The 20,739-nt window shown below is 71.5% G+C and carries 19 protein-coding genes; 8 read left to right on the top strand and 11 right to left on the bottom strand.

Annotated elements, in window-relative coordinates; all coding sequences use genetic code 11:
- Positions 1-1,047 precede the first annotated feature (1,047 nt).
- From Ahu01nite_RS52050 to Ahu01nite_RS27285, 7 genes are all read right to left on the bottom strand, one after another.
- Positions 1,048-1,737, bottom strand: a complete 690-nt coding sequence (locus tag Ahu01nite_RS52050) for an HvfA family oxazolone/thioamide-modified RiPP metallophore (RefSeq protein WP_438874834.1) — start codon at positions 1,735-1,737, stop codon at positions 1,048-1,050.
- A gap of 129 nt (positions 1,738-1,866) precedes the next feature.
- Positions 1,867-2,415 (bottom strand): hypothetical protein, encoded by a 549-nt coding sequence (locus tag Ahu01nite_RS50620; RefSeq protein ID WP_239159177.1) that lies wholly within the window; start codon positions 2,413-2,415, stop codon positions 1,867-1,869.
- Between the two features lie 231 nt (positions 2,416-2,646).
- The gene (locus Ahu01nite_RS27305; RefSeq protein ID WP_203839501.1) at positions 2,647-4,491 is read right to left on the bottom strand and encodes a CheR family methyltransferase; all 1,845 of its coding nucleotides are present in this window, start codon (positions 4,489-4,491) and stop codon (positions 2,647-2,649) included.
- A gap of 9 nt (positions 4,492-4,500) precedes the next feature.
- Positions 4,501-5,322 carry a chemotaxis protein CheB gene (locus Ahu01nite_RS27300; protein ID WP_203839500.1) on the bottom strand — a complete coding sequence of 274 codons (822 nt, stop codon included), beginning with the start codon at positions 5,320-5,322 and terminating at the stop codon, positions 4,501-4,503.
- The gene (locus tag Ahu01nite_RS27295) at positions 5,319-6,056 is read right to left on the bottom strand and encodes an ATP-binding protein (protein WP_203839499.1); all 738 of its coding nucleotides are present in this window, start codon (positions 6,054-6,056) and stop codon (positions 5,319-5,321) included. Before Ahu01nite_RS27295 ends, Ahu01nite_RS27300 begins: the two co-directional genes overlap by 4 nt.
- 109 nt (positions 6,057-6,165) lie before the next feature.
- Complete coding sequence (locus tag Ahu01nite_RS27290) at positions 6,166-7,287, bottom strand: glycosyltransferase (RefSeq protein WP_203839498.1); 1,122 nt, start codon at positions 7,285-7,287, stop codon at positions 6,166-6,168.
- A complete protein-coding gene (locus tag Ahu01nite_RS27285) occupies positions 7,284-8,276 on the bottom strand; it encodes a glucosyl-3-phosphoglycerate synthase (protein WP_203839497.1) in 993 nt (330 codons plus the stop codon). The genes Ahu01nite_RS27290 and Ahu01nite_RS27285 overlap by 4 nt, the downstream gene beginning before the upstream one ends.
- Before the next feature lie 175 nt (positions 8,277-8,451).
- On the opposite strand from Ahu01nite_RS27285, the gene Ahu01nite_RS27280 reads away from it, so the two are divergent.
- From Ahu01nite_RS27280 to secA2, 4 genes are read left to right on the top strand one after another with little or no spacing between them, the layout of a single operon-like run.
- Positions 8,452-9,402: a Gfo/Idh/MocA family protein gene (locus Ahu01nite_RS27280; RefSeq protein WP_203839496.1), complete on the top strand. Its 951-nt coding sequence runs from the start codon at positions 8,452-8,454 to the stop codon at positions 9,400-9,402.
- Positions 9,395-10,453, top strand: coding sequence for a zinc-dependent alcohol dehydrogenase (locus Ahu01nite_RS27275; RefSeq protein WP_203839495.1), 1,059 nt, complete (start codon positions 9,395-9,397; stop codon positions 10,451-10,453). Before Ahu01nite_RS27280 ends, Ahu01nite_RS27275 begins: the two co-directional genes overlap by 8 nt.
- A gap of 19 nt (positions 10,454-10,472) precedes the next feature.
- Positions 10,473-12,185: an ABC transporter ATP-binding protein gene (locus Ahu01nite_RS27270; protein ID WP_203839494.1), complete on the top strand. Its 1,713-nt coding sequence runs from the start codon at positions 10,473-10,475 to the stop codon at positions 12,183-12,185.
- A 36-nt stretch (positions 12,186-12,221) separates the two neighbouring features.
- Entirely contained in the window at positions 12,222-14,513 is a 2,292-nt protein-coding gene (gene secA2 / locus Ahu01nite_RS27265) for an accessory Sec system translocase SecA2 (protein WP_203839493.1), read from the top strand.
- Between the two features lie 536 nt (positions 14,514-15,049).
- Here secA2 and Ahu01nite_RS27260 read toward each other — a convergent pair.
- The gene (locus Ahu01nite_RS27260) at positions 15,050-15,973 is read right to left on the bottom strand and encodes a DUF3500 domain-containing protein (protein ID WP_203839492.1); all 924 of its coding nucleotides are present in this window, start codon (positions 15,971-15,973) and stop codon (positions 15,050-15,052) included.
- Between the two features lies 1 nt (position 15,974).
- Positions 15,975-16,385, bottom strand: coding sequence for an ankyrin repeat domain-containing protein (locus tag Ahu01nite_RS27255; RefSeq protein ID WP_203839491.1), 411 nt, complete (start codon positions 16,383-16,385; stop codon positions 15,975-15,977).
- A gap of 56 nt (positions 16,386-16,441) precedes the next feature.
- Here Ahu01nite_RS27255 and Ahu01nite_RS27250 point away from each other — a divergent pair, with 56 nt between their 5' ends.
- The 4 genes from Ahu01nite_RS27250 (at position 16,442) to Ahu01nite_RS27235 (ending at position 18,923) form a co-directional block, all read left to right on the top strand.
- Complete coding sequence (locus tag Ahu01nite_RS27250) at positions 16,442-16,867, top strand: cupin domain-containing protein (RefSeq protein WP_203839490.1); 426 nt, start codon at positions 16,442-16,444, stop codon at positions 16,865-16,867.
- Between the two features lie 165 nt (positions 16,868-17,032).
- Positions 17,033-17,641: a winged helix-turn-helix domain-containing protein gene (locus Ahu01nite_RS27245; protein ID WP_203839489.1), complete on the top strand. Its 609-nt coding sequence runs from the start codon at positions 17,033-17,035 to the stop codon at positions 17,639-17,641.
- Between the two features lie 13 nt (positions 17,642-17,654).
- Positions 17,655-18,287 (top strand): nucleoside/nucleotide kinase family protein, encoded by a 633-nt coding sequence (locus tag Ahu01nite_RS27240; RefSeq protein ID WP_203839488.1) that lies wholly within the window; start codon positions 17,655-17,657, stop codon positions 18,285-18,287.
- Between the two features lie 213 nt (positions 18,288-18,500).
- Positions 18,501-18,923, top strand: coding sequence for a TraR/DksA family transcriptional regulator (locus Ahu01nite_RS27235; protein WP_239159176.1), 423 nt, complete (start codon positions 18,501-18,503; stop codon positions 18,921-18,923).
- Between the two features lie 149 nt (positions 18,924-19,072).
- Here the strand turns inward: Ahu01nite_RS27235 and Ahu01nite_RS27230 are convergent, their stop codons facing one another.
- Together Ahu01nite_RS27230 and Ahu01nite_RS27225 are read right to left on the bottom strand one after the other, a co-directional pair.
- Positions 19,073-19,855: an aminotransferase class IV gene (locus tag Ahu01nite_RS27230; protein WP_203839487.1), complete on the bottom strand. Its 783-nt coding sequence runs from the start codon at positions 19,853-19,855 to the stop codon at positions 19,073-19,075.
- A 10-nt stretch (positions 19,856-19,865) separates the two neighbouring features.
- Positions 19,866-20,606: a DUF72 domain-containing protein gene (locus Ahu01nite_RS27225; RefSeq protein ID WP_203839486.1), complete on the bottom strand. Its 741-nt coding sequence runs from the start codon at positions 20,604-20,606 to the stop codon at positions 19,866-19,868.
- Positions 20,607-20,739 lie beyond the last annotated feature (133 nt).

The raw sequence follows: 20,739 nt of genomic DNA, 5'->3' as shown, positions 1-20,739 counted from the left end.
CCCCACCTCACCCCGCCTGAGCCCGGCCTCACCGCGCCGGGCCTCACCGCGCCGGGCCTCACCGCGCCGGGCCTCACCGCGCCGGGCGGTCTCACCGCGCCCGGTTCTGTCCCGCTCGGTTCCACGCCCGGGCTTCCGCACCCCGGCGGTGCGCAACCCATGCCCCCTCACCCGGGTACGTCGCAGCCTGGGCCGTCGCAGCCTGGACCGTCACAGTGGGAGACGTCCCAGTTCGGTGCGTCGCAGTCGGGCGCTTCGAACTACGACATCCCGCAGCCCGGCTCGTCCCAGTACGACACCCCGCAGACCGGAATGCCCAACACCGGTCCGCAATTCGGCACCCCGCCCGACAACACCGGCCCAGCACAGGCGTTCCCGTCGCCACCCCTGGCCCACCCCAGCGCTTCGAACCTCACCGGTGACCGCCCCGACAATCCCGCCGCACGTCCGGGCGCACCGGAGTTTCCCGGCACCCCTGCCTCCTCGGACTTCGCGAACCGTCCCGGCGCCCCTGCCTCTGCCCCGGGCTTCGCGGATCGTCCCGGCGCCCCTGCCCCGGGCTTCGCGGATCGTCCTGGCGCACCTGCCCCCTCGGGCTTCACGGATCGTCCCGGCCAGCCGGACCTCGCAGGCCACCCCGGCGACCCGGCCGGCGCACCCGGGCAACCAGGCTCGTCCTACCCGGGCGCGGGGTACCCCCAGCCTTCGCAGGCCCCGAACACAGCCGCACCGCAGCCTCTCCACCAACCGTCCGCGACACCGAACCCGTCACCGGCCCCACGCCCCACGAACATCGACCCCCTCCTGCTCGGCCCACCGCTGTTCACCCAGCAGAACCGCCCCCTCGACGCCCCCCGCTTCACTCCCTCAACCCGCCCGCCCCAGCCCACCCCGAACGGCAACCCCACCCTCAGCCCCTTCACCACCCCGGACAACCTGAGCACGCCCGCACCCCACCCATCACCCCCCACCGGAACCCCACCAACGCCACCCACCCCAGGCGGTCCAACCGCAGGCGGTCCAACCGCAGGCGCTCCAACCCCAGGCTCAGCCACCCCGGGTTCGGCACCCTTCGGCTCCGCTGTGCCTGGCACCGCTGTCCCCGGTTCCGCAATGCCGGGCGCTACTTCGACGGGCTTCGCTGTCCCGGGCGTCGCCGTTCCGGGCGTCGCCGTTCCGGGCCTTGCTGCTCCGGGGTTCGTCGCCCCAGGCGCCGCCGCGCTCGGCGGTGGCGCGCTTGGCAATGGCGCGCTTGGCAATGGCGCGCTTGGTAGTGGCGCGCTTGGCAATGGCGCGCTTGGTAGTGGCGCGCCGAGCGACGGCGCGCCGAGTGACGGTGCTGTGGGTGCTGCCGTCTCCGGTCTTGCTGTCCCAGGCTCTGGAGTCTCGGGCATCGCAGGTCTGACACCCGCCAATTTCGGGCAGCCACCGGCCGGCCCCGGAAATGCGGGCCAGATCCCTGCCGGAGTACCTGCCACGGGCCCCCATCTCGCAGCTCAACCGGCCGCAGTACCCGCGCCCGCCGCCCCCGGCCTCACCACCCCTCCCGGCCTCACCCCTCCCGGTCTCACCGCACCGGGTCTCACCGCACCGGGTCTCACCGCGCCGGGTCTCACCGCACCGGGCCTCACCGCACCTGGAGCTGCCGCCCCCGGGCTCACGGCGCCTCCCGGCCTCACAACACCCCCGGGGCTCACCGCGCCTCCCGGGCTCACTGCTTCTGGGTTCGCGGCGCAGCCACTTGCCGCACCCGGGTTTGCGACAGCAGGTCAGCCTTCGCAGGCACCTGCGGGCGCCGGATTCACCGACCCCGGCCCGCTCAGTTCCGGCCTTGCTGACCCGGGCTCAGGCCTCACCGCCCCAGGCTCAGCTGTCATGCCCAGCAGTGCGCCCGCTGCCGCAACCCCGCCGCAGGCCGTTCCCAGCCCCGGCGGTCAGCCGCCGAATCACACAGCTACGCCGGTGGAGAGTGCGTTTTTGCGGCCCGATCCCGCTGGTCGCAGGAGTGCGCAGGCCGGTGCGGGGCCGCGGGCGGGGGCAGGTCAGCCTGCCAAGAAGGGGGAGTGGGTTGATGTTCCTGCTCCGCAGGCGGGGCGGCCGCCGGTGGAAATGCCGCAGGGAGATCAGCAGCCGAGTGGGTTGGGGCAGGGGTCGCGGCCGAACCGGCCGCCGTTGGAGCCGCCGCAGATGGCGCAGCTCAGCTTGCCGCAGCCGGGGGGCGGGGAGCCGTCCGGTCTGCAGAACAGCGCAGCCCTGCAGGGTGGCCCTCTCCCGGGGCCGCAACCGAGCGGTCTCCAGCAGCAAGACCAGCACCCGGGCCACCCGGGCCACCCGGGCCACCCGGGCCAGCCGGGCCAGCCGGGCCAGCAGGGCCAGCAGGGCCACCAGGGCCACCAGGGCCAGGGCCAGCAGCAAGGCCCACCTCAAGCAGCATGGCAGGGTGGAGCCCCGCAGAGTATGGCTCCGCAGCCGGCCTGGGCGCAGCAGGCCGGGGATGCCGAGCCCTCAGGCCTCCCGCCCCGATCCGCGGCCGCACCCGTCGCACCCACGGCCCCGGACAGCACCGCGCCGCCGGCCGAGTGGTCGCCCGTCGGGCGGGAGGATGACGCCCCGAGTGGTCTACCGCCCCGATAGCACGAGGGGAGGTCAGACGTCGTCGGCTTCCATGACGATGATGGCGCCGACGGTTTCCTCGGTGCCGTTCTCGTTGCGGAGGGGGGCGAAGGCGACCCGGACCATGACCTTGCGGCCGCGGCGGTTGATGGCGTCGAGGGTGATTTCTTCGAAGGCGGGGGAGGGGCCGGCGAGGGCTGCCCGGAGCATGGGGCGGAGCTGTTCGAAGGGCAGGCCGATGTCGAGGTTGAGGAAGTGCTGGCCGACGGCTTCCTGGGACCGTACGCCCCAGAGGTCTACGGCGCGTTTGTTCCACATCCGGATGCGCAGGTCCCGGTCGACCACGGCGACGCCGGCCCGCAGGCTCGTCAGGACCGTTTCGAGGAACGAGTTGGCCTCGTCGAGGCGGTCGGTGCTGACGCGGAGCTGGTCGTTGATGTTCTGGAGCTCGTCGTTGGTGGACTGGAGCTCCTCGTTCATCGTTTCCAGTTCCTCGTTGGTGGACTGGAGTTCCTCGTTGGTGGTTTCGAGCTCCTCGACGGTTGACTGGAGTTCCTCGTTGGTGGTTTCCAGTTCCTCGTTGGTGGACTGGAGCTCCTCGTACGCGGCTTCGAGTTGCTGGTTGGCCAGTTCGAGGTCGTCCTGCAGGCGGCGGGCGGCGGTGACGTCGTGGAAGATGAGGTTGACGCCGAGGAGCCGGCCGTCGGCGCCGGTGAGCGGGCTGACCTGGATCTCGAGGTTGACCGTGTCGCCGTTGTGGCCGTATTCGACGTCGGTGACGCGCAGGGTGCGGCGGTCGATCTGGGCCTGTTCGATGTAGCGGCGCAACTCGACGGGGCGGTAGGAGATCTCCAGGTCGCGGAAGGGCCGGCCGATGTCGCGGGACGAGACCCCGAACATCTTCTCGAGGCCGCGGTTGGTGAGGGCGACGAGGCCGTCGAAGGTGAGGCCGAGCTGGGCGGACGGGCTGGCCGAGAACGCCTCGTTGCGGAGTTCGTCGAGGCCGTGGACGGTGCTGCCGTCGCTGGTGGGCGCTTCGGCGAAGACCGCGCCGCTGATCGGCATGGCGCGGGGCACCTTGCGGAAGATGCGGCGTTTCAGGTCGATCGGGTGGAACAGGCTGCCATGGCTGAGCAGCATCTCGGCCTTGCCCAGGAAGAGCACCCCGCTGTCGCAGAGCGCGAAGTGGTAGCGGGAGAGGATTTTCGCCTGGGTCTCGGCGTTGAAGTACATCAGGGTGTTGCGGCAGGTCAGGATGTCGATCCGGGAGATCGGGGCGTCCTGCACGAGGTCGTTGCGGCCGAAGATGACCGAGCGCCGCAGGTCCTTGCGGAACGTGAAGCCCGTACCCGCCGGCTCGAAGTATTTCGCCGCCATCCCGGGCGGGACCGATTCCATCTCGCGCTCGCCGTAGGTCGCCTGCCGGGCCTCGCCGAGCTGCTCCTCGTCCACGTCGGTCGCGTAGATCTTCACCCGTTCGCGGAAGGCGTCGATGCCCAGCGCCTCGGCGAGCACCATGGCGAGGGTGTACGCCTCCTCGCCCGAGGCGCAGCCGGCGGACCACACGCGGATCGGTGCACCGGCGGGCTTGGCGGCGAGCAGTGCGGGCAGGACCTCGGCGGAGAGGTACGCCCAGGCGTCCGGGTCCCGGAAGAACGCGGTCACGTTGATCAGGACGGTGTTGAACAGGACGGTGAACTCGTCCGGGTGCACCTGGAGGTAGTCGAGGTAGTCGGCGTACCCGGCGGAGTCGACCTGCGTCATCCGGCGGTCGACCCGGCGCATCAGGCTGGATCGTTTGTACCCCGTGAAGTCGAAACCGCGCGTCTCCTTGAGATGGACGAGCAGTGCCTCGAAGGCGGGGTCGGTGGGGTACACGGCCAGACGTTACCCCACATCGAGCCGGGCGATGAGCTGCCGGATGGTCGCGCCCGCGTCCTCCGCGTCCTGTGCTAGATCGGAATAGCTCGTACCGGCCGACGATTTCCGCTCGGCCCTGCCGGCTGCCATGCGCCGGCTGAGTGCGGATTTCTCCTCGAGGGCACGCAGGGCTATCCACAGTGCCCCTTCCAGCGCGGGGCCGCCGCAGGCAGGGCAGGCGAGGCCGGGGGAAGCGTGCGAGACGGAAGCGGGGCAGGGCAGGGCGGCCAGCTCCGCCAGCAGTGGCCCGATCCTGGCGGCGGGCACGATGTGCTGGGGTGAGGCGTGCGCGATGGCGGCGTGCGGCATCCACGGGTAGAGCGCCTCGGCCGGGTCCTGCACCACGGCGGTGCCGCCCCGCGCCACGATGCCGGCCAGCCCCGATGCGCCGTCGTCCCGCGTACCGGAGAGGACCACACCGACCGCCCGCCGGCCGAAGGCGCGGGCGAGGGACCGGAAGAGCGGGTCGATCGCGGGGCGGTGGCCGTTCTCCGCCGGGCCCCGGGTGATCCGGATGCGGCCCTCGAGGATCAGCAGATGGTGGTCGCTCGGGGCGACATGGATGTGCCCGGGGCGCAGCGACTCGCCGTCGACGGCTTGGGCGGCGGACAGCGCACCGGCGCGGGACAGGATCGCGGGCAGGGCGGTGGGGGCGTTGCGGGGCAGGTGCAGGACCACGAGCAGGGTGCCGGCGTAATCGCTGGGCAGGCCGGAGACCAGGGCGCGGAGCGCTTCGACCCCACCGGCGGAGGCGCCGGCCGCGACGATGTCCCGGCGCCCGGCGGTCATGGGGTGCTCGCCGCCAGCTGGGTCCAGACGACCTTGCCGTCCGGCACGGGAAGCACGCCCCAGGCCTCCGTCAGCTCCCGGACGAGGTGCAGGCCGCGCCCGCCCGCCTCGGCGACGCCGGGATCCTTGGGCTGGGGTAACAGCCGGCTGCCGTCGCGGACGGTGAGACAGACGAGCCCGTCGCGCAGGCCGAGCGTGAAGTCCATGGTGGTGTGGGCGTGCCGGACCACGTTGGCGACGAGTTCCGTGGCGACCAGGGCGGCGGTGGAGGCCACCTCGCGATGCTGCCAGCCGGTGCAGGTCTGGGTCACCAGCTGCCGCACCTGACGGCAGGCGTCGGGCACGGGACGCAGCCGTACGCGCACCCGTCGCGGTTCCGGCTCGTCACGCGCCCGGGCCAGGGCGTCGTCGCAGCTGAGCGCCGTGGTCACCGCGTCGCAGCCGGGCCACCCGGCGAGGGCCCGCGTCATGTCGGGGCCGGCGCCGCACAGCACGATCGGCACGGCCGGCCACTGGGCGGGACGGCACACGAGATCCTCGAGCATCCTCAGCGACGCGGTGCCGGGGACCTCCAGGGTGGCGACGTCGATGAGCAGCGACTCCGGCTGGGCCGAGAGGCTGCGGGCGACGGCCTGGGCCAGCGCCCCGCGGGTCAGGTCGTCGAGCACCCCGCTGACCCGCAGGACGGCCACGGGGAGGCTGCGTTCCGGCCGGCACATCAGCTGGCTGGACATCCGCCTCCCTTCACCCCCGTCATCGACGGGCCCGTCGTGCCGTACCCGTCGCGTCGTGCGTGACTGTTACCCACCGGCGGCCCGGGACAAACGCGGATTCCGGTCCGGCTCAGACCAGGGCGGCCGCCGAGGACCGTACGCGTTCATACAGATCGAGGTACGCCGATGCCATCACCCCGGGGGAGAAGCGACGGACGGCCTCCGCGCGGCATTCGCCGGGGTCGATCGAGGAGGCCGCGCGTACGAGATCGCCCAACTCGTCCTCCTCGGTCGTGAGCAGCCCGGTGCGGCCCTGGTCGATCAGCTCGGGCAGGCAGCCGCGAGCGATGCCGACCACCGGTGTACCCAGTGCGAGGGCCTCGACCACCGCCGTGCCCCCCGGCTCGTTCCAGCGCAGCGGGAACAGCGCCGCACTCGCGCCCGCCACGAGGTCGTCGCGGGCCTGCCCGGTCACGGTCCCGATCCAGCGCACCCGGTCACCGTCGACGTGCGGGGCGACCTGCTCACGCCAGAACCGTACGTCCGGGTTCTGCGGGTCGGCGTTCTCGAGCTGATCGGCCCGGTGGTACGGCCCGACGGGCCCGGCGAGCACGAGGTCGAACCCGGCGCTGTGGGCGAGCCGGGCGGCGAGGTCCTGGCCCTTGCCCGGCGTGATCCGTCCGAGCACGACCACCCGCCCGTGCTTCTCCACGGCGGGCTGGGGCGTCGCGGCGAGCGGGGTGGCGAGGTGCACGTGCCCGACGGAGTGCGCGCGCAGGGCCGCGGGCGCGTGGCTGAGCTGGTCGGCGGAGACACCGTTGACGTAGACCCGGCCCCGGCCGTCGAACGTGCCGTACAGGTCGGGATGTTTCTGCAGGTCCCAGTGCAAGGTCTGCAGACCGGGCGGAGAGTACGGCCCCAGCGCCGCCAATGTCGCCAGCCCCGCGGCCTCCACGTGGTCGTGGACCAGATCGATGTCACCTTCGGCGATACGGCGTACGACCGCGTTCTGGTGTGCCGGGACCACACCGCAGACCTGGTTGTACGGCCGTTGCAGAGCGGCGAACTGCCCGGAGGGGTAGACCGAGATCCGCTCGTCGGCGGGCAGCGTGCTGTCGCCGACGCTGGCGAGCACCACCTGCACCCCGAGCCGGCGCAGCTCGGGGATCAGGGTCGCCACGATGTTCTCGATGCCGCCGTAGCCGAGCGGCGGGACCGGCAGCCACGGGCCGGCGTTGATCAGGACCTTCATGCGGCGCGCAGGGCGAGGCTGGCGAGCGGCGGGCGCTCGGTGACGGCGGTGTCGGTCATGACGATCTCCCGGTCGAGGTGCGGCAGCGCGGCGTCGCCGCCGCGGCGGAACTGGGTGAGCAGCGTCGACGGGGGCAGCGCGGACGTCACCAGGCCGCGGCGGTGCAGCCGGGACCAGGCGGTGACGATGATCTGCGCCGACATCCGGCCGAGCGCCTCGGTGCCCTGGTGGCGGTGGTAGCGCTCACCGAGGTCGACCTGGGCGAGCGCGTCGAGGCCGACGAGGTCGAGCAGGTCGATGAGCATCGCGATCTCGACGCCGTACCCGGAGACGAACGGGATGCGCTCGAGGGTGGCGCGGCGTCCGGCGTACTCGCCGGCGAGGGGCTGCACGACCCCGGCGAGCTCCGGCCAGAACAGGTTGATCAGCGGGCGGGCGGCGAGCTCGGTGACCCGGCCCCCGCCGTCGGCCTCGACACCGCCCGCGCTGACCAGCGGCCGGTGGTAGAAGCCCTTGACGAACTCCACCGTCGGGTCGCTCAGCAGCGGGCCGAGCAGGCCGGTCACGAACGTCGAGGAGAACTGCCGCAGGTCGCCGTCGACGAAGGCCACGACGTCGCCGGTGCTCGCGGCGAGCCCGGCCCAGAGCGCGTCGCCCTTGCCCTCCATCCGGGGCAGCCCCCGGGTCACGTCGTCCTGGTGCACCACGCGGGCGCCGGCCGCGCGCGCGACGGCGGCGGTGGCGTCGGTGGACCGCGAGTCGACCACGACGACCTCGTCCACCAACGGCACCCCCCGGCTCGCGAGGTCCCGCAGGATGGTGGCCACGATCGGGCCGACGGTGGCTTCCTCGTTGCGGGCGGGGATGACCACGCTGACTCGGGTCGTGCCCTTCGCCCTGACCAGCTCCCGGGCCGTCCACTGGGCGGCGTTCGCCGTGCGGTAGGTGGTCCAGGCCTCTACCACGGGTGAAGCGGTGGTCTGGTGCATCGGCGAATCCCCCTGGTCCCGAACACGAATGGAGATCGCGGAATCCCCCGGCGGGGACTGGATCAACCGTCCTGGCAGGTAACGGCTAGCTGTGAACCCGGGGCCGGGTGTTTCGACGGGGGTCTTCCGGAGAAGTCCTGCGCCGTTACTCACGCATCGACGACAGGAGAGCCGGATGACGGCGACACGGGTAGGTCTCATCGGCGCCGGAGGGGTGGCGCAGCGCCATGCCCGGGTGCTCTCGGCCCTGCCGGGTGTGCAGGTCGCAGGCGTCACGGACGTGGTGCCGGAGGCGGCGCGGCGCTTCGCGGACGAGTTCGGCATCGCGGCGCTCCCCGACGCGGAGGCGTTGCTGGGGGAGGGTCTCGACGCGGTCTACGTGTGCGTGCCCCCGTTTGCCCACGGGCCCGCGGAACGAGCCGTGATCGAGGCCGGTCTTCCACTATTCGTGGAAAAGCCCATATCGCTCAATCTGGATATGGCGGTTGAGATCGGCGAGCTGATCGCGGAGCGTGAAATCATCACTGCGGTAGGTCATCACTGGCGATATCTACCCATTGTGGAAGAAGCCCGGCGTCTGCTCGACGGCCGGCCCATCCGGCTCGTCAGCGGAACCTGGCTCGACAAGGTGCCGCCGGTCGCGTGGTGGGCGCACCGGGACCGCTCCGGCGGCCCGGTCGTGGAACAGGCCGCGCACGTCCTCGATCTCGCCCGGCACCTGGCGGGTGAGGTGAGCGAGGTCGTCGCGTTCGGCAACGGCACCCCGCCGCGGGCCGAGGGCGGCGCGGACGTGGACGGTGCCACCGCGGCGACGCTGCGCTTCGAGAGCGGCGCGGTCGGCACTCTCGCTGCCACCTGCGTCCTGGGCTGGAAAGAAAGGGCCGGTCTCGAGGTGTACGCCGACGGCCTCGCCCTCGCGATCACCGAGACCGGCATGACCGTGCGTGACGCGGACGGCGTACGCGAGGTGGAGAGCGACCCCGAGGTGGCCCGCGTCGCCGTCGACCGGGCGTTCATCGACGCCGTCCGCAAGGAGGGCGACGACATCCGCGTCCCGTACTCCGAGGCCCTGCGCACCCACACCCTCGCGCTCGCCGTGGCCGGGTCGGCGGCCGCGCATGCATGACCGCAACCTCGTCGTGACGGCCCCCGGCAAGCTGGAGATCGTCGAGGAGGAGGTGACGCCCGGCCCGTTCCGGGTCCGCACCCTCTACTCGGGCATCTCGGCCGGGACCGAGCTGACGTACGTCAAGGGCACCAACCCCGCCCTGCACGCGAGCCTCGACCCGGAGCTCGGCCTCTTCCAGGACCGGCCCGCCCAGGCCTGGCCGGTCACCCGGCTCGGCTACATGGAGGTCGGCCGGATCGAGGAGACCGGCAAGGTCGTGGCGATGACGTACGGGCACCGCACCGGCTGGACCGGCGACCCGCTGCGCGACCGGGTCGTCGAACTGCCCGAAGATCTCGACCCGATCCTGGGCATCTACGCCGCGCACATGGGCCCGATCTGCGCCAACGGGCTGCTGCACGCGGCCGCCGACGTGCACGGCACCTCCGTCCGGAGCCTCGGCGACGGCGTGGCCGGGCGGCGGGTCGCGGTCACCGGTGCCGGCGTTGTCGGGCTGCTCACCGCCCTGTTCGCCAAGGCGCACGGCGCGGCCTCGGTGGTGGTGCTCGACCCGACCCCCGAGCGCCGGGCCGCCGCCGAGGCGCTGGGGCTCGAGACGCTGGACCCCGAGGCGGCCGGGGACCCGGCGGTGGTGCTCAAGACCGCCTGGCGCCACCACGCCGGTGACCGGGGCGCGGACGTCGTCTTCCAGTGCCGCGGGCAGGCCTCGGCGCTGCACCTGGCGCTGCGCCTGCTGCGGCCGCAGGGCACCGTCATCGACCTCGCGTTCTATCCGGGCGGCGCGGACGCGGTGCGGCTCGGGGAGGAGTTCCATCACAACGGGCTGGGCGTGCGATGTGCGCAGATCGGGCGCGTGCCGCGGGGACTGGCGCCGGTGTGGGACCGGGAGCGGTTGTCCGCGGAGACGATCGCGCTGCTCCGGGCGTACGGAAAAGGGATCCTGGAGCACTTGATCTCCGCAGTGGTGCCTTTTGACGAGGCGCCGGAGCTGCTGACGGATCTGGCCGAGCGCCGCAGGCAGGAGCTGCAGGCCGTCATCAGCTTCTGAGCGTGGCTACGCTCGTCCTATGCGCGAGCTGTTGCCCTATCTGAGAAAGCACCGCGGCGTCCTCGTCGTCGTCGCGGTGCTCTCCGTCCTCAGCGCGGGCGCAGCGCTCGTGCAGCCGGTCCTGGTCCGCACGGTGCTCGACGCGATCACCGCGAAACGCCCGGTCGGGTCGCCGGTGTCGCTGCTGGTCGTGCTGCTGCTGACCGGCGCGGCACTCGGCGGCGTCCGCGACTACCTGCTGCAGCGCACGGCCGAGGGGCTGGTGCTGACCACGCGGCGGCGGCTCGCCGGGCACCTGCTGCACCTGCCGATCGCGGAGTACGACGCGCGGCGTACCGGCGACCTGCTGTCCCGGGTGGGTGCCGACACGACGCTGCTGCGCGCCGTAGTGACGTCCGGGCTGTTCGAAATGGTCGCCGGAGTCGTCATGGTCATCGGCGCGGTCGTCGCGATGGCGGTGCTCGACCCGCTGCTGCTCGCGGTCGCTCTGGGCGGCCTCGCCGTCGGGCTCGGCGTGGCGGTCACGGTCTCCCGCCGGGTGCGGGGCCTCTCCAACCAGGCCCAGGCGCGGCTCGGCGAGATGACCAGCGCGGTCGAGCGGTCGCTGAGTGCCGCGCGCACGATCCGGGCCAGCGGCGCCGAGGAGCGCGAGGCCGAGACCGTCGGGCGCAGTGCCACCGAGGCGTACGAGGCCGGCATGCGCGTCGCCCGGCTGGAGGCGATCGTCGGACCGGCCTCCACCGCCGCGACGCAGGGGGCGTTCCTGCTGGTCCTGGGCGTGGGCGGGGCGCGGGTGGCGTCCGGGGCGATCAGCGTCGGCGATCTCGTGGCGTTCATCCTGTTCCTGTTCTTCCTGGTCATGCCGTTGGGGCAGGCGCTCAACGCGTACACCCGGCTGCAGACCGGGTTGGGTGCGCTGCAGCGCATCGAAGAGGTTCTGAAGATCCCGACCGAGACTGAGTCGGACATTTCGGATTTACCCCGAGAGTTCGAGGACGCGGCACCGGCCGTCGAGTTCGAGAACGTCTCGTTCCGCTACGCGCAGGGCGAGCCGATCCTGCACGACGTCTCGTTCGCCGTCCCCCGCAACGCCCGGGTGGCCCTGGTCGGGCCGTCCGGAGCGGGAAAATCCACCACTCTCGCCCTGATCGAGCGTTTCTACGAGGTCACCGACGGATCGGTACGCGTCAACGGCGCCGACATCCGCGGATTGCCCCGTGACGCACTGCGACGGCAACTCGGTTACGTCGAGCAAGAGGCCCCGGTCCTCGCCGGCACGCTGCGTGACAACCTGCTGCTGACCGCGCCCGGCGCCGACGACGCCACGCTGCTGCGGGCCCTCGACGACGTCAACCTCGGCGTGCTGGTGACGCGTACCCCTGAAGGGCTCGACGTGCAGGTCGGGGAGGGTGGCGTGCTGCTCTCCGGCGGCGAGCGCCAGCGCCTCGCCATCGCCCGCACGCTGCTCGCGGACACCCCGATCCTGCTGCTCGACGAGCCCACCAGCAACCTCGACGCCCGTAACGAGGCAGCGCTGCGTGACGCCATCGCGACGGCGTCCCGCAGGCGCACGCTGATCATCGTCGCGCACCGCCTGTCGACGGTGGTGGACAGCGACCTGATCGTGGTCCTGGAGGAGGGCCGGGTGGTGGCCACCGGCACCCACACGGAACTCCTCGACCGAAGTCCCTTATATCGGGAACTCGCCGCACATCAACTGCTGGTGTCCTGAGCTACCTCCAAGGAAAGTGAAGTACCGTACAGCGCCATGGGTGTGTCTCAGCGGCTGAAGAGCCGGTTCCGTAAGTTTCTGCAGCGTCCGGGTACCACCGTCGATCTCGGCCCGCTGGAGAAGCGGCTGCCGGCCATCGAGGCCCGCGAGGAGGCCCTCCAGGAGCTGGACGACGAGGCGCTGACCGCCGCGGCCGGCGAGGCCGCGACGTTCGAGGAGATCTGCGCGGTCGGCCGCGAGGCCGCCCGCCGCGCCCTCGAGCAGCGGCCGTACGACGTGCAGCTGCTCGGCGCGATGGCGCTGCTCTCCGGCAAGGTCGCCGAGATGGCCACCGGTGAGGGCAAGACGCTCACCGCGACCGTCGCGGCGTACGGCCACGTGCGGCTCGGCAACGGCCCGGTGCACGTGCTGACCGTCAACGACTACCTGGCCCGCCGCGACGCGTCCTGGATGGAGCCGGTCTACCAGCTCCTCGGGCTGACCGTCGGCTGGGTCACCGAGGCGTCGACGCCGCAGGAGCGCCGCGAGGCGTATGCCGCCGACGTCACCTACGTCTCGGTCAGCGAGGCCGGCTTCGACTACCTGCGCGACCAGCTCGTCACCGACGTCGAGGACCGGGTCCAGCGCACGCTGGCCACCGCGATCGTCGACGAGGCCGACTCGATCCTGATCGACGAGGCCCGGGTGCCGATGGTGCTCGCCGGCAACGTCGTGGGCGAGAGCGACCCGGTGCACAACGCCGCCGACCTGGTCCGCGCGCTGCGCCCCGGCAAGGACTTCGAGGTCGCCGATGACGGCCGCAGCGTCGCCTTCACCGACGCGGGCCTCAAGGCCCTCGAGGAGAAGATGGACCTCGACCTGTACTCCGACGAGCACGTCGCCGAGCTGTCGGCCGTCAACGTCGCGCTGCACGCCGAGGCCCTGCTGCGCCGCGACGTCGACTACATCGTGCGCGACGGCTCGGTCGAGCTGATCGACGAGATGCGCGGCCGGGTCGCCCAGCGCCGCCGCTGGCCCGACGGGCTCCAGGCCGCCGTCGAGGCCAAGGAGGGGCTGCGCGCCACCGCCGAGGGCGAGGTGCTCGACACGATCACCGTGCAGGCGTACATCGCGCTCTACAAGACCGTCTGCGGCATGACGGCGACCGCCGTGCACGTCGGTGAGCAGCTCCGCGAGTACTTCAAGCTCGAGGTCGCGGTCATCCCGTCGAACACGCCCAACATCCGCGAGGACGAGCCCGACCGCATCTACTCGGCGCACGACATGCGCGACGAGGCGCTGGTCGAGGAGATCAAGATCGCGCACGAGAAGGGCCGCCCGGTCCTCATCGGCACCCTCGACGTGAAGGCCTCCGAGCTGCTGGCCAAGCAGCTCGCCGCCGCCGGCGTCCCGTCCGTGGTGCTGAACGCGAAGAACGACGACGAGGAAGCCACCATCATCGCCGAGGCGGGCGCGCTCGGCGCGGTCACCGTCTCCACCCAGATGGCCGGCCGCGGCGTCGACATCCGCCTCGGCGGCAGCGACGAGAAGGACCGCGACGCCGTCGTCGAGCTCGGCGGGCTGTTCGTCATCGGCAGCGGCCGGCACGACAGCCGCCGCGTCGACGACCAGCTGCGCGGCCGCGCGGGCCGCCAGGGCGACCCCGGTGGCTCGGTCTTCTTCGTCAGCCTCGAGGACAACCTGGTCACCCGGCACGCCGGTGACATCCTGCCGTCGTCACCTCGGATGGACATGGACGGCGTCGTCCACGACGACCAGGTCGACTACGCGGTCGAGCACGCCCAGCGCGTCGCCGAGGGCGTCAACCACGAGATCCACCGCAACACCTGGCGCTACAGCGTCGTGATCGAGCAGCAGCGGGTCGCGCTCGCCGAGCGCCGCGAGCGGCTGCTGACCTCCGAGGTCGCCACGATCATGCTGCTGGAGAGGTCGCCGGAGAAGGCGAAGGAGACCGACGAGGACGTCCTCTCCGACGCGGCCCGCGCGATCGCGCTCTACCACCTCGACCGGCTCTGGGTGGACCACCTGGCCGAGCTCTCCGAGGTCCGCGAGGGTGTGCACCTGCGCGCGCTGGGCAAGCTCGACCCGCTCGACGAGTTCCACCGGGCCGCGGTCCCCGCGTTCCAGAAGGTCTTCACCGAGATCGAGAGCCGCACCATCGCGACGTTCGAGGAGGTCGACCTCACCGACGGCTGGGAGCCCGACCGCGCCGACCTGGTGCGCCCGAGCGCCACGTGGACCTACCTGGTGCACGACAACCCGTTCGGCTCCGAGCTCGACCGCCTCATCGCCGCCGTCGGCCGCCGCCTCACCTCCGGCGCCGAATAGGAGCAAACGGCAGTGGTTCCAAGATCCGGATAGGTAGGCACCCCGGAACAGCAAGCAGGCACGGGTCCATCAATCATGGAAGACCCGTGCCTGCTCTGCCCTCATCGCCGCGACCGGGTGATCGGCCTGGACCTGGCGGCTGCAACTGTCATCGGCTGGGTCCCGCGGATGCGGCACATGGTGTCACCGCCCTGAGGTTCGTCATGCAGAATCCCGCCGTGCTCCGAGTGCGCCGCCACGAGAAGGCGAATCGATCCACGGGGATTCAGCGCGATACCCACCGCGGTGACACCCCGTGTTGTCCACCGCGTGAAACGATCATCGGCTGTCTGGCAGCGCGTAAATGTCGCAGGAGGTTGTGCTGAAGGCCCGCACGCCGCAATTTCCGATGGTGCTGGCTGTCAAGCGCACGGCAATCATGCCCCAGCACGCAACACATGGGTTCTGGCTGAGGTAACGGATCGTGACGACACCGACGGGCCGACGAATGCGGACTGAGGTTACCCGGGGTCCCGTCCGGCCGGCCGGATAGCCCGTCAGTCCCGCGTGTGGTGTTCGGCGAGCACGTCGTCGCCGAAATCCCCGCCCGGGCGGCGCAGCACGCTGTGCGCGTGGTTGCCGTCGTCGGTGGTCTGGTCGAATTCGATCACCAGGTCGTCGGCCTGCACCCGGTAGTAGTGCCGGGTCCCCGGCTGGGGCGGCCCCTCCCACGCGAAGTGCACCTCGCCGTTCGGTGAAGATCCGGGGTCCAGTGCCGCCGCCAGCTCGTCGGGCAGCCGGCCCAGGTAGAGCGACATCAGCTGGTCGAGCAGCGCCCGTTCACCGGGCCGCAGCGCCGAGCGGGCCACCCCGGCCGGTTCGATCCGGCTGCTGACCGGCTGGGTCCCGCTCCTGATGTCGTACGGCGCCACGTCGGACACCACCGCCAGCTCCCGGTTGCGGGGCGACATCGCGGTCAGCAGCTCCCGCCCGAGGTCCTCCTCGACGCCCAGCGGCCGCAGCACCGCCCGCCCGAGCGCGTCGACGCGGGCCGGGTTGGCACCCAGGAACAGCGGCGCGGGGGAGACCCGCCCGTCCACCACCGTCATGCTCACCGACAGGTGGTGGCCCTCGAAGCGCCACGCCCACGCGTCGTCGCCGGGCGTCCCGTAGATCACGACCCAGTAGTCCTCGCTGTGCCGCCCGCGCCGGAACTCCTCGCGGCGGTCCAGCACCTCCTCGAGCGCGATCACGGCCATGGCCTGGGCGAACGCGTGCTGGCTGAGCGCGGCGCCGAGCAGCTGGAACGCGGCCTTGCGCTCCGGCCCGCCCAGGGCGGCGAGCTCGACGCCGGCCCGCCCGGTGATCGGCGTGTAGTCGATGAAGCGCCGTGACCGGTCGCTCAGGGCCGCCCCGGCTTCGGGGTGGCGGGCCAGCAGCACGCGGGCCGCCCGCACCATCTCGTCGGCGATCGCCCGCATCCTATTCGCCGCTTCCGGATCCGCCGGCGGGCAGCAGGCCCAGCATCTCGGGCAGGTCGAAGAAGACCGCGGTCTCGCGGGCGCTGGGGCTGCCGTCGTCCGGGCTCGCCCCGGCCTTCAGCAGCGCCGACACCGACTCGGTGTTCTTGCGGAAGACGGCGGCGGCGAGGGCGGTCTGGCCCCGGTCGTTGACGCGGCCCGGGTCGGCGCCGTGCGCGAGCAACGCCGCCACGGTCCCCGGATGGTTGTGATAGGCCGCGAGGATCAGCAGCGTGTCACCCTTGTCGTTGGTGAGGTTGGCGGGCAGGCCCTGCGCCACCTGTGCGGCCAGCTCGTCCTCGCCGCCCGTGCGCGCGAGGTCGAACATCCGGTGCGCGAAGTCGATGGTTTCCGCATCCCATTCCTCGGCCATACCGGCCACCCTACGGTGTTAATCTTCGCGCCACATTCCGTGGAGGGGGTACAACGGTGACCGACGGGGTCTACGCCGGGCGGGCCGGTGCGGACGGCGCCCGCAACCAGGGATGGCTGCTCGGCCATTTCATGCCCAAGGGCGAGCTGTTGCACAGCGACGAGGTCGAGGTCAAGTGGGGGGTCCATCCGCCCGGTGACCGGCGGGCCGCCTGGGCCACGCACGAGACGCGTACGGCGCTGCTGGTGCTCATCACCGGCACGTTCCGGATCGAGTTGCGCGACCGGACCGTGCTGCTGCGCGAGCCGGGTGACTACGTGGTCTGGGGGCCCGGTCAGGACCACTCCTGGCAGGCCGGTGACCAGGAGACCATTGTGCTCACGGTGCGCTGGCCGTCGGTGCCGGGATGGCGTCTGCAGCCGCCGGTCAGCGAGGATGAATCCGGTGCGATGGAAACGGACGGCATCCATTGGGCGACGTGACGGTAATCGCATTCCCGGGGTCCCGCCAAAACAAATGCATCGTCGCTAATGGAACACGTATCCCACAGTGTGGATGCCGCCTTGACCCGCCGGGAGTTTTCCCGGAAATATCGATCGCGGTTTAAGCGTGCATTAATTGGTTCCATTTTTTGACGGGGAGGCACCATGGCGGTCACGGCCCTGCCGGGACGTCACGGACGACATCCGGCAGGCACTGCCCAGAATTCTTCGAACGGTGCGCCGGGGGGTGCCCTGGTCGCCACAATTCGCAAGCCGGGGCTTTCGGGGGCGGCCACGGCGCTGACCGTCACGCTGAACATCCCGCTCACCGGTGAGGCGCTGCCGCCGCAGGCCCGGCGCCTGCTCGACGCGATCAGCGACCTGGTCGAGGCGGGCGAGGGCGCTCTCTCGGTCGACGATCCCCCGCGCGGGCCGGTCGAGCCGGCCCCGGTGGCCGTCCCGGAGCCCGCCGGGATCGAGGTGCGGCTGCTCGCCGCGTCGCGCCGGGTGCTGATCGGCGCCGAGTTCCTGCCGCTGACCCGCCTGGAGTTCGACCTGCTGCAGTTCCTCGCCGCCCACCCGCGCCGGGTCTTCAGCCGCACCCAGCTGCTCACCGCGGTCTGGGGCTACGAGCACACCGGCGAGCGCACGGTCGACGTCCACGTGCGCCGCCTGCGGGTCAAGATGGGCACCGTCCCGCTGATCACCACCGTCTACGGCGTCGGCTACCGCCTCGACGACGACGCCCGCATCGTGGTCCAGGCCGACGCCTGACTAGGCTTCCCGGGTGCAGGTGCGCCCCGTCTCCTTCGACAACCTGGTGGGGGAGCTCTCCGACCGGATCGCCACGGATCACCCCGAGGGCCGGGTCCGGGTCGCGATCGACGGTGCCGACGCCGCCGATCCGGGTGCCCTCGCCGAGGCCCTGATAGCGCCGCTGCGGGTTCTCGGGCGCCCGGCGGTGCGGATCGCGGCGGGCGACTTCCTGCGCCCGGCGTCGGTGCGGCTCGAGTTCGGCCGGACCAACCCGGATTCGTACTACACGGGCTGGCTGGACGAGCCCGGCCTGCGCCGCGAGGTGCTCGACCCCGCGGGCCCGGGCGGCAGCGGCCGGATCGTGCCCAGGTTGTGGGACGCCGCCATCGATCGTGCGGCCCGGGCGCCCTATGCCGAGCTGGCCCGCAACGCCGTGGTGATCGTCGACGGCCCCCTGCTGCTCGGCGCCGGGCTGCCCTTCGACCTGACCGTCCATCTGGAACTCTCCGCCGGTGCGCTGGCCCGCCGCACCGACCCCGGCCGGCACTGGACCCTGCCCGCGCTGGCTCGCTACGACGACGAGGTGGACCCGTCCGCATTCGCCGATGTCGTGGTCCGGCTGGACGACCCGCGGCACCCCGCCGTGGTGCTCCGGCGTGAGTGAATCACCGCTCACACGTCTGTGACCTGCGACTCGAAAGCATATTTGCGCAGTCCGTGGCGGTAACGAGCACTGACAGTTATGCTGCGGTTACTTTTTTGCGGGGCTCCCGTTTGGGAGCCCCGGCGGTGGGTATCAGGCGGCTCCTCGGTGCGACACGGGGGCCGGCTCGGGGGAGTCCACCGGCAGGGGCAGAGGGAAGGGCAGGGGGAGCACATGCTCGTCAACAGCGCGGTCATCACGGGTAAGGGTGCCGACACCGCCAAGGGTCGCTCGTCCGACGAGGTCGGGCAGATCCGGGTGCTGCTGCAGGCCCGTTTCGACGACCTGAACGCCGAGTACGAAGAAGCAGTTGCCGAGAACCATCGGCTCAGGCTGGTCGAGATCGGCGACGCCGCCGGTGACGACCAGGCGGACAGCGGTTCCAAGACCGCCGAGCGCGACGCTGCGACGTCGTTGCTACGGACCCTGCTCGACCGGCGTACGCAGGCGGAGATCGCCATGCAGCGCCTGGAGGAAGGGTCCTACGGCAACTGTGAGAACTGCTCCAACCCCATTCCGGTGGAGCGGCTCGAGGTGTTCCCTTCGGCGACCACCTGTGTCCACTGCAAGGCCAACCGCGAACGCCGCGCGGGCTGACGGAAAGCGTCCCGGTCCGCCGTCCCCCATCGTGGGGGCGGCGGACCGCCGCTACCCGGGCAGTGGAGCCGGGGCCCGGCCATTCCGATCTTTTTTGCGAACAATTATTTTCACCAGGCGTGACGCTTTCACCTTGATCGCATTACGGCTCAGAGCTCGTCCCACGGAACCTCGGCCCAGGTCTCGCCGAGGATCTTCGCGAGCTGGTGATCAACAAGGGGCACCTCGTCGATGCTGGCGACGTCCTGAATGCCGATCGAATTGATCGTCGCCGCTCCGGCGAATGTGGTCAGCTCCGCGGCGTCGACCGGGCGCAACGTCCACGGCGTGCCGTTCATCGACATCGCGATCTGCAACAGCACCATGGTCACGCCGCGCAGCATCGGCGCCGACGGCCATACCACCTGGTCGCCGTCCCAGAGCGCGAGGTTCCACGCCGTACCCTCGCTGACCCTGCCGTCCGGCTCCACGAACACCCGGTCGTCGAAGCCGGCCAGCTGCGCCTCGCGGAAGTGGTAGTTCAGCATGAACGTGCCACGATGCTTGTGCTCCGGAAGATCACGCGAATAGGTGACGCTCTGGATCCGCAGCGGCGGCCCGGCGTTCCCGGGCAGCGGGTCGGAGACCGAGACCAGTATGTCCGGCGGCGACTTCATCTCGGGGCCCGGCACCAGCGTCACCCGCACCGAGGCGTCCCGCACCGGGCCGAGCGCGTGCCGGATCAGCCCCAGCAGGTGGTGCTCCTCGGCGACGCCGATGCGATAGCCGAACAGCTCCTCGCCGCCGTCGGCCAGCCGGGCCAGGTGCAGGGCGAGACCCCGGACCCGGCCGTCACGCACCTGGAAACTGGTGAAGTGGCCGTAGTTCAGTGTGACGAGCCGATGCAGCCCGGCCACATCCGGCGCCCGCCCGTTCAGTTCAACGTTCAGCACTCCGACCACCCTACGGCGTGCGTGTGACATCCCAGCCGCGGCGACGCGCGAGCGCGGCCATGGTCGTGGCGTCGGTCACTGCCGCGCCGCCGGGATCGTTGTTGAAGAACACATATGTGGGTACGCCCGGAAGTCGCTCGATCCAGCTCACCAGCGCCGTGCGCCCGTAGTGCGGCCACGGTTGCGCCCTGCCCTCGTGCAGCCGCAGGTAGCCGAAGTCCGCGGTCTCCCACAACGGCGTGACCGGCCGCCCCTTGCGGTCGGCCCACGACAGCGCCGCGTTGTGGCTCGTCAGCACGTCGCGCACCTCGTCTGTCCACCAGCTGTCGTGCCGTGGCTCGACCGCCACCCGCACGCCGCGGGGAAACCGGGACAGCGTCTCGTCCAGATCGGCGACGTTCACCCGCAGAGTGGGCGGCAGCTGGATCAGCACCGGCCCGAGCTTGCCGCCGAGCCCCTCGGCGCGGTCCAGGAACCGGGCCACCGGCTCGGCCGGCTCGTGCAGCCGCCTCACGTGCGTCAGGTAGCGGCTCATCTTCACGGCGAAGCGGAAGTCGTCCGGGGTGCGCTCGCGCCAGCTCTCGAATGTGGCCTTCTCCGGCAGCCGGTAGAACGCGTTGTTGACCTCGACGGTGGCGAAGGACTCCGCGAAGCGTTCGAGCCAGAGCCGCTGCGGCAACGCCGGTCCGTACAGCCGGTCCTCGCCGCGCCAGTCCTTGTACTGCCAGCCCGAGGTGCCGATCACCAGCATGATCGGAAGCTTCCCGATTAGGGGGCGTCGAAACGGGTACCCGGGGATCTCCACCGACGAAGGAGAACAAGCATGCGACTCAGTGACGACGACATCACCGGCGGCAGCGGCGTTTCGGGCGAGGGCGTGGCCG

This window comes from Winogradskya humida (assembly GCF_016862215.1).
In the GTDB taxonomy this organism is placed as follows: domain Bacteria; phylum Actinomycetota; class Actinomycetes; order Mycobacteriales; family Micromonosporaceae; genus Actinoplanes; species Actinoplanes humidus.
The sequence above is the reverse complement of the archived record's forward strand: the minus strand, read 5'-3'. Positions and strand labels throughout refer to the sequence as shown.

What these genes read in the sequence shown, in the direction of transcription:
- Ahu01nite_RS27300 (WP_203839500.1), bottom strand. Translation starts at nt 5,322, where the DNA reads ATGACCGCCGGGCGCCGGGACATCGTCGCGGCCGGCGCCTCCGCCGGT.
- Ahu01nite_RS27295 (WP_203839499.1), bottom strand. Translation starts at nt 6,056, where the DNA reads ATGTCCAGCCAGCTGATGTGCCGGCCGGAACGCAGCCTCCCCGTGGCC.
- Ahu01nite_RS27290 (WP_203839498.1), bottom strand. Translation starts at nt 7,287, where the DNA reads ATGAAGGTCCTGATCAACGCCGGCCCGTGGCTGCCGGTCCCGCCGCTC.
- Ahu01nite_RS27285 (WP_203839497.1), bottom strand. Translation starts at nt 8,276, where the DNA reads ATGCACCAGACCACCGCTTCACCCGTGGTAGAGGCCTGGACCACCTAC.
- Ahu01nite_RS27280 (WP_203839496.1), top strand. Translation starts at nt 8,452, where the DNA reads ATGACGGCGACACGGGTAGGTCTCATCGGCGCCGGAGGGGTGGCGCAG.
- Ahu01nite_RS27275 (WP_203839495.1), top strand. Translation starts at nt 9,395, where the DNA reads ATGCATGACCGCAACCTCGTCGTGACGGCCCCCGGCAAGCTGGAGATC.
- Ahu01nite_RS27270 (WP_203839494.1), top strand. Translation starts at nt 10,473, where the DNA reads ATGCGCGAGCTGTTGCCCTATCTGAGAAAGCACCGCGGCGTCCTCGTC.
- secA2 (WP_203839493.1), top strand. Translation starts at nt 12,222, where the DNA reads ATGGGTGTGTCTCAGCGGCTGAAGAGCCGGTTCCGTAAGTTTCTGCAG.
- Ahu01nite_RS27260 (WP_203839492.1), bottom strand. Translation starts at nt 15,973, where the DNA reads ATGCGGGCGATCGCCGACGAGATGGTGCGGGCGGCCCGCGTGCTGCTG.
- Ahu01nite_RS27255 (WP_203839491.1), bottom strand. Translation starts at nt 16,385, where the DNA reads ATGGCCGAGGAATGGGATGCGGAAACCATCGACTTCGCGCACCGGATG.
- Ahu01nite_RS27245 (WP_203839489.1), top strand. Translation starts at nt 17,033, where the DNA reads ATGGCGGTCACGGCCCTGCCGGGACGTCACGGACGACATCCGGCAGGC.
- Ahu01nite_RS27235 (WP_239159176.1), top strand. Translation starts at nt 18,501, where the DNA reads ATGCTCGTCAACAGCGCGGTCATCACGGGTAAGGGTGCCGACACCGCC.
- Ahu01nite_RS27225 (WP_203839486.1), bottom strand. Translation starts at nt 20,606, where the DNA reads ATGCTGGTGATCGGCACCTCGGGCTGGCAGTACAAGGACTGGCGCGGC.